The organism is Halomonas sp. ISL-56 (genome assembly GCF_018612805.1).
Classification (GTDB): Bacteria; Pseudomonadota; Gammaproteobacteria; order Pseudomonadales; family Halomonadaceae; genus Vreelandella.
In genome coordinates this window covers 208,477-221,202 of record NZ_JAGGRO010000016.1, presented here as the reverse complement: position 1 = coordinate 221,202, position 12,726 = coordinate 208,477, and the positions used below count along the sequence as shown (strand labels likewise).

The 12,726-nt window shown below is 57.1% G+C and carries 10 protein-coding genes; 2 read left to right on the top strand and 8 right to left on the bottom strand.

What is annotated here, in order from left to right; genetic code table 11:
• Positions 1–157 precede the first annotated feature (157 nt).
• A complete protein-coding gene (gene rne, locus J7J49_RS14650; protein ID WP_215093581.1) occupies positions 158–3,529 on the top strand; it encodes a ribonuclease E in 3,372 nt (1,123 codons plus the stop codon).
• A 103-nt stretch (positions 3,530–3,632) separates the two neighbouring features.
• On the opposite strand, the gene murB is transcribed toward rne, so the two are convergent.
• The 7 genes from murB to J7J49_RS14615 form a co-directional block, all read right to left on the bottom strand.
• Positions 3,633–4,682: a UDP-N-acetylmuramate dehydrogenase gene (gene murB, locus J7J49_RS14645; protein ID WP_215093579.1), complete on the bottom strand. Its 1,050-nt coding sequence runs from the start codon at positions 4,680–4,682 to the stop codon at positions 3,633–3,635.
• A 25-nt stretch (positions 4,683–4,707) separates the two neighbouring features.
• Positions 4,708–5,172, bottom strand: a complete 465-nt coding sequence (locus tag J7J49_RS14640; protein WP_215093577.1) for a low molecular weight protein-tyrosine-phosphatase — start codon at positions 5,170–5,172, stop codon at positions 4,708–4,710.
• 65 nt (positions 5,173–5,237) lie between these two features.
• Positions 5,238–6,026, bottom strand: coding sequence for a 3-deoxy-manno-octulosonate cytidylyltransferase (gene kdsB / locus J7J49_RS14635; protein ID WP_215093575.1), 789 nt, complete (start codon positions 6,024–6,026; stop codon positions 5,238–5,240).
• Positions 6,026–6,259, bottom strand: a complete 234-nt coding sequence (locus J7J49_RS14630) for a Trm112 family protein (protein WP_064236584.1) — start codon at positions 6,257–6,259, stop codon at positions 6,026–6,028. The genes kdsB and J7J49_RS14630 overlap by 1 nt, the downstream gene beginning before the upstream one ends.
• Positions 6,260–6,272: 13 nt before the next feature.
• Positions 6,273–7,274 (bottom strand): tetraacyldisaccharide 4'-kinase, encoded by a 1,002-nt coding sequence (gene lpxK / locus J7J49_RS14625; protein WP_215093573.1) that lies wholly within the window; start codon positions 7,272–7,274, stop codon positions 6,273–6,275.
• The gene (gene msbA / locus J7J49_RS14620; protein WP_215093571.1) at positions 7,271–9,007 is read right to left on the bottom strand and encodes a lipid A export permease/ATP-binding protein MsbA; all 1,737 of its coding nucleotides are present in this window, start codon (positions 9,005–9,007) and stop codon (positions 7,271–7,273) included. The genes lpxK and msbA overlap by 4 nt, the downstream gene beginning before the upstream one ends.
• 56 nt (positions 9,008–9,063) lie before the next feature.
• The gene (locus J7J49_RS14615; RefSeq protein ID WP_215093569.1) at positions 9,064–11,340 is read right to left on the bottom strand and encodes a DNA internalization-related competence protein ComEC/Rec2; all 2,277 of its coding nucleotides are present in this window, start codon (positions 11,338–11,340) and stop codon (positions 9,064–9,066) included.
• 97 nt (positions 11,341–11,437) lie between these two features.
• Between J7J49_RS14615 and J7J49_RS14610 the strand changes: the two genes are divergently transcribed.
• Entirely contained in the window at positions 11,438–11,989 is a 552-nt protein-coding gene (locus J7J49_RS14610) for a DUF2062 domain-containing protein (RefSeq protein ID WP_064236580.1), read from the top strand.
• Between the two features lie 16 nt (positions 11,990–12,005).
• Here the strand turns inward: J7J49_RS14610 and J7J49_RS14605 are convergent, their stop codons facing one another.
• Positions 12,006–12,719 carry an ABC transporter ATP-binding protein gene (locus J7J49_RS14605; protein WP_215093567.1) on the bottom strand — a complete coding sequence of 238 codons (714 nt, stop codon included), beginning with the start codon at positions 12,717–12,719 and terminating at the stop codon, positions 12,006–12,008.
• Positions 12,720–12,726: the final 7 nt, after the last annotated feature.

The following is a 12,726-nucleotide window of genomic DNA, read 5'->3' as shown; positions in this document are numbered from 1 at the left end:
CACGTACTCAACGCCCTATTGGCCGGGTCGGCGATGACGCCCTCCCGGCTTGACGCGTCAGCATAGCAATGCGCCGAGCACAAGCACGCAGCACCCAGCGGTTCGCCTACGTCACACCATAGGCCGTTCGCCGGTACGCAACGCTATGCGAGACACTATGAAACGGATGCTTATTAATGCGACCCAGCCCGAAGAGCTGCGTGTCGCTTTAGTTGATGGACAGCGCCTTTACGATTTAGATATCGAATCCGGTGCAAGAGAACAGAAAAAAGCCAATATCTATCGCGGTAAAATCACCCGCGTAGAACCCTCCTTGGAAGCCGCCTTTGTCGATTACGGCGCGGATCGCCACGGTTTTTTACCCCTCAAAGAGATCTCTCGCGAGTACTTCGTCAAAGACGTTTCCGGACGTCCGAGCATCAAAGAGGTGCTCAAAGAGGGGCAAGAGGTCATCGTCCAGGTCGACAAAGAAGAGCGTGGCAATAAAGGCGCCGCGCTAACCACCTTTGTTAGCCTGGCGGGTCGCTTTTTAGTGCTGATGCCCAATAACCCACGTGCAGGCGGCATTTCACGCCGCATCGAAGGTGACGAGCGCAGCCAGCTCAAAGATGCCATGGGTCAGCTGACCGTGCCGGATAAAATGGGTCTGATCGTGCGCACCGCGGGCATCGGTCGTAACCCGGAAGAGCTGCAGTGGGATCTGGATTACCTGGTTCAGGTGTGGGAATCGATCACCACCGAAGCCGCCAAGCGCCCTGCCCCGTTTTTGATCTACCGTGAATCCAACGTCATTATTCGCGCCATGCGCGACTATTTGCGCCAGGACATCGGTGAAGTGCTGATCGACAGCCCCGAGATTCACGCCGAGGCGCTGGGCTTTATTCGTCAGGTGATGCCCTCGTACCAGCAGAAGATCAAACTCTACGCGGACGAAGTGCCGCTATTCTCGCGCTTCCAGATTGAATCGCAAATCGAAACCGCCTATCAGCGCGAAGTGAAGCTGCCTTCTGGCGGCTCGATTGTGATCGATCACACCGAAGCGCTGGTCTCTATCGATATCAACTCCGCCCGCGCCACTCGCGGCAGTGATATCGAAGAGACCGCCCTGCAGACCAACTCCGAAGCCGCCGATGAGATCGCCCGTCAGCTACGCCTGCGCGATATCGGCGGTCTGGTGGTCATCGACTTTATCGACATGGGGCCAGCGCGCAACCAGCGTGAAGTTGAAAACCGCATGCGCGACGCACTTAAATTAGATCGTGCACGGGTACAGATTGGCCGTATTTCACGCTTCGGCCTGATGGAGATGTCCCGTCAGCGTCTACGCCCCTCCCTGGGTGAAACCAGTGGCGTGGTGTGCCCGCGCTGTAATGGCCAGGGCACCATTCGCGATGTGCGTTCGCTGTCGCTTTCTATCATGCGCCTGATTGAAGAAGAGGCCATGAAAGAGAATAGCGCCCAGATTCGCGCCATTCTGCCGGTACCGGTGGCCACTTACCTGCTAAACGAAAAACGCAGCGTGCTGGCTGATCTTGAGTCTCGTCAGAATGTTCGCGTCGTGCTGCTGCCTAATCCTGACATGGATACGCCCCACTACGACGTACAACGCCTGCGCGACGATCATCTGGACGAGGACGACACCCAAAGCCTATCGAGCTTTGAGCTCTCCACTGATACCGAAGTAGGCAAAGAACCGGCACATAGCTTTGTGCCACCCGCACTTCGCGCCGAGGCCGCCGTTAAGAGCGTCACACACAACGCTCCCGCACCGGCATCGCTGCAAACTGAAGAGAAAGAACCTGCGGCTGTCCAAGCTCCTGCAGCAAAAGTCGCACCAGCGTCCAGCGAACAGCCTAGTGTTATCGGCCGCTTTATCCGCGGTTTTGCCAAATTGTTAGGCAGCGACGAAAGCAGTGCTGAAGCCACGCCAGAACCCAAGGCTGAAACCCCAGCACCACGCAAGCCGAGTGAGCGTAGAACCAGTCAGCGCAGCAATGAGTCGCGGCAGAAGTCGTCGCGTGGCGAACGCGGCGACAACACTAATCGTAACGAGTCACGCAGCGATAACAGCGCCCGCTCGGAGCCAAAAGCTGAACAAAAAGTTGAGCAAAAAACTGAGCAGCGCAACAGCACGCCGCGCCCTGCCAGTGACGATAATAGCGATAAGCGCAGCGGCCCTACCCGCACCCGCAATCGCCGTCGCCACCCTCAGCAAGAAGAGGCTAACGGCCAAGAGACCGCTAATAAAGCGCCTCGCAGAGAGACTCAGGCAGATAGCCCTGCCAAAGATAACCCTGCCAAAGAGAGCGCTGAGAAAGACATCTCTGCCAAAGAGGGTAATAACAGTAAAGGCGCTGCACAGAAAGAGCCGCGTCGCGATAAGCAGAGCGAAGAGTTGGCCAAGCAGCCGGAGACAACACCGGACGATGGCAAACCAAAACGTACGCGTAATAACCCGCGTAACCGCACCCGTACCCAGGCAATCAATCCTCAAGCCGAAGCTGAGCAATTAAAACTGCAGGCTGAAGCACAGGATGAAGCGACATCAGCCGCGCAAGAGCCGAGCGAAGCACCTGCCACAGAAGAGCAAACGCAGGTGGCTAAAGCAGCGACAGCTGATGCACCAGCAGACGATAACGCTGCGCCCGAGTCCGACGCTAAAACTGAGTCCGACGCTAAGACTGAGCCCGAAGCTAAACACGAGCCGCAAAAGCCTGAGCAAGCGGACGTTGCCACCGCCGACCGCTCAGCGGCAGACAACGCTAAAGCGCGCAAGTCGTCGCACCCGCGTCGCCAGCCTAAAGCGGCTGCACCAGCGGAACAACCGCCCACCGCTGACACAGTTGAGCAGGATGAGACCGCTGCCAAGCCAAGCGAGCCGGTGGCCCCAGCCAGCAATGAGCAGGCAGCAGCATCTGAGGTATCTGAGGTTGCTTCAGAAACAGCAGAGGCCAACGCAGCGCCTGCTGAGGCCGAGCAAACTGCCAATAGTCAGCACAGTGCTAGCGAACCAGTAGCGCCTGACACCATCGAACTGCCAGCGACTTACCCAAATGCTGATATCGGTCAAAGCAGCGACGAGCGTCAACCCGAAGCGTCAGCTAGTGCCCAGGAAACCAGCCAGGCGGCAGTAACTCCAAGCGTTTCTGAAAGTGTCGCCGCTGCTGCCCCTTCGATTGAAGAGCCTTCCAGCAGCGTGCCGAAGCAAGACGCAGCAGAAAAAGGTGATGAGTTACAAAACGTTGAAGGGAGTAGCGCTGAAGCGCATAGCCCTGGAACAGATAGCCCTGAAGCGAATAGCCCTGAAAAGAATAGTGGCGATCTAGGCACGACCGAGCCTCCTACGACTGAGACCACTACGACTGAAGCCCATGCAACTCAAGCAGAAGCTCAACCAGTGGCCAGCGAAGCGCCTGCTGAAGATGCTGCAACTGAAGAAACACCCAAGCCGCGCCGTCGTCGCACCCGGGCTCACAATGACCCGCGTGAGAAACGCAAACAGGCACAGCAAGACACCCATTCCGAGTAAATCGGTCGCGTGTTTCAGTAACAAAAATCCCCGCTTCGGCGGGGATTTTTGCGTTATGGGCATCGTTAGAGACCGGGTCAAGATATTAACGAATAGAGGTTAACTAATAGGGATTAACTAATCGCGGTTCGGGCTCTAAACGTATCCCAAAGTGTGCCTCAACCTGGTCAGCGATATAGCTAGCTGTTTTCATTAGGCCCTGACGATCACCGCCGCCAAAGTGCACCAGCACCAACGCTTGATGCTGGTGCACTCCGAATGCACCATCACGCATCCCTTTCAAGCCACACTGGTCGATTAACCACCCCGCCGCCAGCTTTGTTTGACCTCCCTGCTGAGGGAAATGGGGCATAGCCGGATACTGATGTAGCAACTCCACTGCCTGTGCATCAGTCACTAGCGGGTTTTTGAAGAAACTCCCCGCATTGGCAAGCACCTGTGGATCGGGCAACTTCTCGCGCCGAATGGCGCATACCGCTTCGGCAACGGCCAAGGGCGTGGGCGTGGGCGTGGGCGTGGGCGTGGGCGTGAATGGTAGAGAAGAGTTCGCTAAGCGGGCGGCAAGATCGCCGTAGCCCAGCCGAGGTGCTGGCGTGCGTGACAAACGCAAAACCAACCGAGTGATCACCACACTTCCTGCCAATTCGCCTTTAAAGATACTGTCACGGTAACCAAAAGTGCACTGCTGGGCGTTTAACCAATCAACCCGTCCTGTGGCAAGCTCCATTACTTGCACCGCCTGCAGCGTATCGGCAAGCTCAACACCGTAGGCTCCGATGTTCTGTACTGGCGCGGCACCACAACTGCCAGGGATCAGCGCGAGATTTTCAATGCCCCATAGGCCACGCGCAGCGGTGGTCATCACCAGCGTATGCCAGCTAACGCCAGCCCCCACGTGAGCCAGCACATCCCCTTGATGCTGGCTAAGCCAGAACTGCTGCAAAGCAGGACGCACCACCAACCCCGGCAGTTTTTCAGGCAGTAGCACATTGCTACCGCAGCCTAGCAACGTGACTAGCCAGCCCTTACGGCAAGCCTGCGCTAGCGTTTGGCGTAAGGCGGTCAATGTCGTTGGCGCGGCAAAGCGCTCTGCTTGGCAGGGAAGCCGAAGCGTATTTGCCGCGGACAAATCGACATTGCTGAAAATAGTCATCTATTTAGCCACACCATTAGCCCCATTACAGCGCTCGCTTGAGGTGTTGAATCAAACCATCTGACGCGGCCTCAATCATATTCAGCACGTTTTCGAACCCCTCATCACCGCCATAGTAAGGGTCTGGGACTTCAGCACCGGGAGTACCAGCAAAATCCAAAAATAGCCCAACATGCGCTTTACTATTGGTGGGCTTCAGGTCGCGCATGGCGCGTAAATTGTCCTGATCCATGCCCAGAACGTAGTCGAATTCAGTAAAATCGTGCTCGCTAAGCTGACGGGCACGCAGTCCGCTTAAATCGATACCGCGCAGCAGGGCTGCTTGCTGGGCGCGGGCATCCGGTGCTTTGCCCAGATGCCAACTGCCAACACCGCAGGAGTCAATTTCAACCTGTTCGGCCAGTCCCGCTTGCTCAATAGCACGGCGAAAAACACCTTCCGCGGTGGGAGAACGGCAAATATTACCTAAACACACAAATAACACTTTCACAGTAGCGCTCCTTAACAACTCATTAGCGTCTCTCGCTATTAGCAATGGGGCTAAGCAAACCCGCGCTAAGCAAGTAGTGCCCGGACACGCGCTAGATCCTCCGCCGTATCAACACCGGCAGGGTTTACTTCGCAGGCCAATGCCACCTGAACCAAATGACCGTTCTGCAGCGCACGCAGCTGTTCGAGCTGTTCGAGCTGTTCAAGGCTTGAGGCTGGCCAGTCTCGGTAGGCGGCTAGGAAACCGGCACGATAGGCATACAGGCCGATATGGCGAAGCCAGGCATCGGTTGCCAGCAGAGTCGGTGGCGCTTTGAACTGCTCACGATCCCAAGGAATCGGTGCCCGGGAAAAATACAGCGCGCGCCCCTGTAGCGTACGCACCACCTTAACCACGTTAGGATTAAACAGCGTATCCACGTCATTGATAGGCTCGGCGAGCGTGGCTATCGATGCTGCGGGATCGTCGGCTAGGCGCAGCGCCACCTGGTCAATCAGCGCGGGAGGAATTAACGGCTCGTCGCCCTGCACATTGACCAGCAACGCGTCATCTGACAACGCCAAAATATCAGCCACCTCGGCTAAGCGATCAGTGCCAGAAGGATGATCGTCACGAGTCATGATCACTTCGGCGCCATAAGGCAGCATAGCATCACGGATGCGGCTATCGTCGGTCGCCACTACGACTCGGCTGGCGTGGCTCTGGCAAGCTCGCCGCCATACGTGAGCAACCATTGGTTCCCCGGCAATCTCAAGCAGTGGCTTGCCAGGCAACCGGGTCGAGCCATAGCGTGCGGGTACGACAACGGTGAAGTCAGGCACTTTAAAATCTGCCATATCATCTGCAACCGTCATTAAGCGTCTCCTAAACGCTCTTGGGGGCGACCTGGAGTACGCCCTGGCGACGTGTGCAGCTTCTCATCAGCATCCATGACGCGAGCTTCTTCCGGCAACATCACCGGAATGCCCTCTTGAATCGGATAGGCCAAGCCATCGTAGTGGCAGCGCAGTTCTTGAGCATCGCGATCATATTTCAGTTTACCGTTGCACAATGGGCAGACCAACATTGCCAGCAGTTCCTTATCCATGCGTGTATCTCCTTTAGGAAAGTGCCGACAGCCGCGCTGCCAGCCAGTGCTCAAATTCGGGAGGAAGCGTTGCTTCCACGTCTAGTACCCAGCTGTTGGCCGGCGCCAGGGCGTAACACTTAACGGCGTCTTTGGCGGTCATAATCACCGGGCGCGTGTCCGCAAAGTTTAGCGCGTCTGCATCAAAATGTTGGTGATCGGCAAGCGGGTGCCACTCCCCCTCAACATCCAATGCGGAAAGTGTACGAAAAAAACGCTCAGGATGTCCGATACCCGCCACCGCGTGCACTGGCAGCGTAAACGGCAGTGGCGTGAGCGGAAAGCGCTCGCCATCTTCAAGGCGACGCCAACACAGTGGTGCTAGCTGCATGGTAGTGACAGAGCTAACCGGCAACGGCGGCTGAGGGTCACCGTTGACGATTACCGCATCAACCCGGCGCAACCGTCTGGGCGACTCGCGCAGTGGCCCCGCGGGCAGGCAGCGCCCGTTACCCAGCCCACGGGCGCCATCAATAACGACTAGCTCAATATCCCGGGCCAGTGCCAAGTGCTGCAATCCGTCGTCGCTGAGGATAATATCGCAGCCCGCCTCTACCAATGCCTGAACACCACGCGCGCGCTGCGGATCCGCCGCCACCGGCAGACCTGTCTGCTGGGCCAACATCAGTGGTTCATCGCCACTTTCGGCAACGTCAGTGTCGGCGGTGACAAGTAGCGGGTAATGCGGCGCTTTTCCACCATAGCCGCGGCTAACGATGCCTGGCGACCAACCTTGAGCCACCAGCCAGCTAGCTAGCCAAGCCACCAACGGCGATTTACCTGTCCCTCCCAAGGTGATATTACCCACCACAATAACCGGCACCGGCGCTTTCCAGGTGATTTTACGACCCTTTCGGTAGGCCTGTTCACGGCGAGCCATCGCCCACTGGTACAGCGCCCCTAACGGTCTCAGCGGTAATAGCCATCGACTGCCCTGGTATGCGCCTTTTAGCCAGCACTCTGACAGCGTTCTCATGGCACTTCTTGAAACTGCAGCTGATGCAGCGCCGCGTAGGCGCCATCGGCATCCAGCAGCGCCTGATGCGAACCCTCTTCAATAATGCGCCCCTGATCCATCACCACAATCCGGTCGGCCCGTTCAATGGTCGACAAGCGGTGGGCGATGACTAGCGTGGTACGCCCTTCACACACCCGCTCCAGGGCTTTTTGAATATAGCGCTCGGACTCAGTATCCAGCGCTGAAGTAGCCTCATCCAGCACCAGCAGCGGCGCATCCTTGAAGATCGCCCGAGCGATCGCCAACCGCTGGCGCTGTCCGCCCGAGAGCATCACGCCGTTCTCGCCCACGGTGGTGGCATAGCCATTGGGCAGTTTGTCGATAAACTCATGGGCGTAAGCGGCCTCTGCCGCCGCTTGAATAGCCTTAGGATCAGGATTGGCTACCCCATAGGCAATGTTATCGGCGATTGAGGCGTTAAATAGCGTCACCTGCTGGGACACCAGGGCAATTTGCTGGCGCAGTGGGCCCAGCGCGTACTCATCAACGTTAATGCCATCAATGCTGATACGGCCCTGGCTGGGCCGGTAGAAACGCGGCAGCAGGCTGACCAAGGTGGACTTGCCGCTTCCCGAACGGCCAACAATCGCTACCAGCTCACCCGGCGCTAGGCGCAGATTAATATCGTGCAGCACTTCGGGCTGATCGTCTGCGTAGCGGAAGCTAACCTTATCAATCAATACCTCGCCGCTTAAACGGCTGGCGATACGTTTACCACTATCCTCTTCTGGGGTCATATCCAGTAGCCCGAAAAGCTCTGATGCGGCCGCTAGACCTTTCTGAATCTCACCATTAATCTCGGTCAGTTGGCGCACGGGTTTAATCATCAGAGCGGCTGCGGTAATAAAAGCCACGAATTCACCGGGCGTCATGTTCTCCATCAGCGAAGGCGCCATGGCCAGCCAGACCAGGATGGCCATTGAGATAGCCACCAGCATCAAAATCACGGGGGAGCTGACCGCACGGGTCATGGCCTCTTTCATGCTTTGGCGGCGATTCTCTTCACTGACCCGTTCGAAGCGCTGTTTTTCATACTCTTCCGCGCCGTGGGTGCGAACCACTCGGTAGCCCGACAGCGCTTCCGAGGCAATATGGGTGACATCGCCCATGGAGTGCTGAATGCGCTTTGAAATGCGCCGAAACCGTTTACTGACATAGCTCACCACTACCGCGATGATCGGCGTTACGCCCAGAAACAGTAGCGTTAACATCCAGTTAGTCCACAGTAAATAGAGCACTAGACCAATGACGAACAGGCCTTCACGTAGAATAATTGTCACCGCCTTGGTGGCCGCTCCGGCAACTTGCTCCACGTGATAGGTCACCCGCGACACAAGTTGACCACTGGAGTGGTGGTCAAAAAACCGGCCGGGCAGATGGAGAAGATGGGCAAACACGTCGCAGCGCAGGGTGTGAATCACGTAGCGGCCCACATAGGCCATGAAATAGGTGCTTAAAAAAGTACCTAAGCCCCTGGCAGAAAACATAATAATCACAAACAGTGGAAGAAATAGCCGAAACGCCGCATCCGGATTTTGAATGCCATCAATTAAGCGCTTCATCATTTCCGCCAGAGCGGTACTTGACGCGGCATATACCACAAAACCCACCACCGCCAGCGCAAACGCACGCCAATGCGGCTTAACATAGCCCAATAACCGCTTATAGATACCCCAACCTGAATCAGTCACAGGCGCTCCTGGCCATAGTGTACAGTGGGGAGAATTCTACCTGATGGCGACGCGCTTCAACACCGGTTACGTTGCCCTGGCAGGGGTCGCATCGTTTCGATCCGAATGGGCTGGGCCGCGTTTAGCCAAAAATATAGCGCTCCGTCATGGGCCGTACTCCATAGACAGCTTCCCTGCTGGCGAAAACGGCGCACGACAGAATCTACCGGATGATTAAAAGCATTACGCCGCCCGGCGCTAAATATCACATGCTCAGGTGCGGTGTGACGCACAAACTGGATACCCGAACTGGTACCGCTGCCATGATGCCCTGCCACCAATACATTAACGGGTAGCGCTACCTTACTCAGAAAGCGTCGCTCTATCTCCGTGCCCACATCTCCGGTAACCAACAGTCGCTGCTCGCCAATGCTCACTTCAAGTACGCAAGAGCGATCATTAGCAGAAAAATCGTTCTCACCCGCGGGCGGCCAAAGGATGCGGTAACGCACTCCGTCACGCTGCCAACGTTGGCCACGCTGACAGTCAATGCTAGAAACTGGCAGCGCCTCACCCTTAGGCGCCACCCATTGGCTGACCCGATGGTCCGCTAACAATGCGCCAATGCCACCCGCATGGTCATTATCAGCGTGGCTAACAATCACCTGATCAAACTTCTGTCCCGGCGACCACAGCGTCTCCAGCGGCATAAAGCCACTACGAAAGCGCGGCCCGGTGTCATAGAGAAGGCGATAATGTTCGCTACGTAGCTCTACCAGTTGCCCTTGCCCCACGTCATGCACACTGACTCTGAGCGTATTTGGAGGTATCGATGATGAAAGCGACCACCACGGCAGCGCTAAGGCCAGCGCAGTGGCTGCCAGCCGTAAACCTGGCAGTACGGCAGGTAGCCCCCAGCATAGCGACAGCAGTAGCAAAGCGAAGGCAAGCGGATACGTTAACGGCCGATCAGGTTCCCACAATGGCCAGTGCTGAACAGCAAGCGTCAACAATAGGTGGAAAACGCTAAGCGCCTGCTCAAACAGCCACCACACCCCATCTCCCACCAAGGGAACGGGTGACAGCAGCCATCCCAACAGTGCCGTGGGTACCATCACCGAGCTCACCCAGGGCACGGCAACTAAATTGATCAACGGGGCGGCGGGTGCCACTCGCCCAAAGGCCACCAGTACCGCGGCGGCCATTAGCGGGGCGAGCAGCAGTTGCGATCTCGCCAGCGCCCAGCACCAGCCTTTCACTCCTTTGGGTCGCTGCCGCCCTTGCCAAATAAGGATTAACCACGCGACGGCTACAAACGATAGCCACATGCCAGGGCGCCATAAAGCCAGAGGATCAGCGATCAGTACTAGCGCCAGAGCGAGCCACCAAGCTTGCCAAGGCCCTGGCGCATGACGTCCGCTGAGCACCCACAGTCCGATCAACGTCATCACCATTGCCCGCATGGCCGGTGGCGCCATCCCAGCCAGGGTGGCGTAACTGACACAAGCAAGCGCTGCCAGCCACCACGGCCAGGTGCGCATGCGCCAGTTGGTAGGTGTTGTAAAACGAGCAGCTAACTTGGCGAGTAACAGCACAAACGACGCCACCAGACCGACATGTAAGCCTGAAATAACCACTAGATGCGTGGTGCCGGTAGCATTCAGCAGCGACCAGTCATCCTGGGTAAGTTGTTCGCTATCCCCCAGTGTCAGCGCTGCTAACCAACGCTTGGTACGCTCTTCAAGCGTTTGTTGGGCTAAAAAACCCAGCGCGAGTTGGCGCAACGAAGGGCTCGCAGTGGAGAGCCTAACCGGCGCAGGCTCCTGACGAAGATAGCCAGTGGCGTGGATCCCCTCGCGCCACAGCCACTGCTCATAATTGAAGCTATCAGGGTTGGCAAAGCCGCTTGGGGGGCGCAAACGCAGCGTCATTTGCCACTGTTCACCGGGCTCAAATCGCTCATCGCTATAAGCGCTTATGCGCACCTTGGAAAGCGCCGAGCAGCTGGGCCGGGCCGGTCTATCTGCAGCGCTTTGACATTTATCAATGCTTAACAACAGGCGCATCGCATTACCCAGCGGCTGGGCGGTCAACACGGTCGCCTCAACGCTAATATCTTCACCGCTTAGCCCTGCTGGTAAGCGACTTCCCCATTCATTTTGTACGCCAATGAAGACCCACCCCCCGATCAGTAGCCAACTACCTACGCGCGGGCACCACACCATTACCAGTAAAGCGGCCACTAACAACCACCCAAACGCGTTTGGGGTCAGCGCTTCAGCGTGGCTGTACCAGGCCAAAATGCCTCCTGCGAGTGCCGCAAGCGCCGCTGGCATGGCAACACCTAACCGCATAGAACCCTCCCTGGCGACACTTCATTGATGGCATAGCATAGCCGAAAGGCAGCTCGATATGGATAATGGGCCACATCGATAGGTAAGAGTATCCGTCATGCCGCGCCGGTTCCTGCAGCGCTACATGCCCAAACCCGACACCATCAGGAAGCAGCGCTCGCTACGCTTTATGGCACCGCTGATTGCAGATCCGGGTTTGTGGCTTTTAACTCGCCGAAGCGTTGCCAATGCATTTAGCGTGGGCGTGTTTTGCGCGATGCTACCCATCCCTTTTCAGATGGTGGTCGCAGCGCTGGGCGCTCGCATTACGCGCTGCAACTTAGCCCTCTCGGTGGGCTTGGTATGGATTACCAACCCATTGACGATGCCGGTCATTTTTTACGGCAACTACTGGATTGGCACCTTTATACTCGGCGCGCCCGTGCGGGAAGCCCCGTCACGAATTTCGACGCGCTGGATCGCCGAACAGATGCACGACATTATGCCGCCACTGATCGTCGGCTCATTGGTAACGGCGATAGTATTGGCCATCGTTGCCAATATTGGCATTCGTTTAATCTGGCGCTGGCACGTCTCCCATAACTGGAAACGCCGCCGCCAGAAACGTCGGCAGCGGCGCGCACAGATTGAGGCTGAATTTGATGAGTAATGATTGAGCCCGGCGGTTAGAGCGCTGGCGCCTGCTCTACCAACTTGCCTGCATCCAGCTTAAGCACCCGATCTTGATGGGCCGCCAGGCTAACGTCGTGGGTCACAATCACAAAGGCACAGGCGCTCTCTTTGGCCAGCTCGTCCATCAGTGACAAAATTGTCGCCGCCGTGGTTTGATCCAGATTGCCCGTGGGCTCATCCATTAGCACTAAGCTAGGGTCGGTGACCAGCGCCCGGGCAATCGCCACGCGCTGACGCTCCCCACCGGAAAGCTCACCCGGCTTATGATCCGCCCGCGGCTGCATACCTACCCGCTCGAGTATCTGCATTGCCCGCTTCTCGGCTGCCTTTTTTGACTGGCCGCGAATAATCAGCGGCAACGCAGCATTTTCGACGGCGGTAAATTCTGCCAGCAGATGGTGGAATTGGTACACAAACCCAATGTAGCGGTTACGGAAGCTACCCAGTGCCGCTTCATTTAAGCCCAACAGCGGCTCACCGGCGATAACCACACTACCTTCGCTGGGACGATCGAGCCCCCCCAGCAAATTGAGCAGTGTCGTCTTGCCTGACCCAGAGCTACCTACGATGGCAACCCGTTCACCGGCACGCACCTGCAAATTGAGCTTATCCAGTACCGTCAGATCCTGGGGCCCCTCACTGTAGGTTCGTGTCAGCGACTGGCAATCGAGCATGACCGCAGCGTCTTGCCCAGTATTCATCGACATCATGTCA

What these genes read in the sequence shown, in the direction of transcription:
- murB (WP_215093579.1), bottom strand. Translation starts at nt 4,682, where the DNA reads ATGACTATTTTCAGCAATGTCGATTTGTCCGCGGCAAATACGCTTCGG.
- kdsB (WP_215093575.1), bottom strand. Translation starts at nt 6,026, where the DNA reads ATGACGGTTGCAGATGATATGGCAGATTTTAAAGTGCCTGACTTCACC.
- J7J49_RS14610 (WP_064236580.1), top strand. Translation starts at nt 11,438, where the DNA reads ATGCCGCGCCGGTTCCTGCAGCGCTACATGCCCAAACCCGACACCATC.
- J7J49_RS14615 (WP_215093569.1), bottom strand. Translation starts at nt 11,340, where the DNA reads ATGCGGTTAGGTGTTGCCATGCCAGCGGCGCTTGCGGCACTCGCAGGA.
- J7J49_RS14605 (WP_215093567.1), bottom strand. Translation starts at nt 12,719, where the DNA reads ATGTCGATGAATACTGGGCAAGACGCTGCGGTCATGCTCGATTGCCAG.
- rne (WP_215093581.1), top strand. Translation starts at nt 158, where the DNA reads ATGAAACGGATGCTTATTAATGCGACCCAGCCCGAAGAGCTGCGTGTC.
- J7J49_RS14630 (WP_064236584.1), bottom strand. Translation starts at nt 6,259, where the DNA reads ATGGATAAGGAACTGCTGGCAATGTTGGTCTGCCCATTGTGCAACGGT.
- lpxK (WP_215093573.1), bottom strand. Translation starts at nt 7,274, where the DNA reads ATGAGAACGCTGTCAGAGTGCTGGCTAAAAGGCGCATACCAGGGCAGT.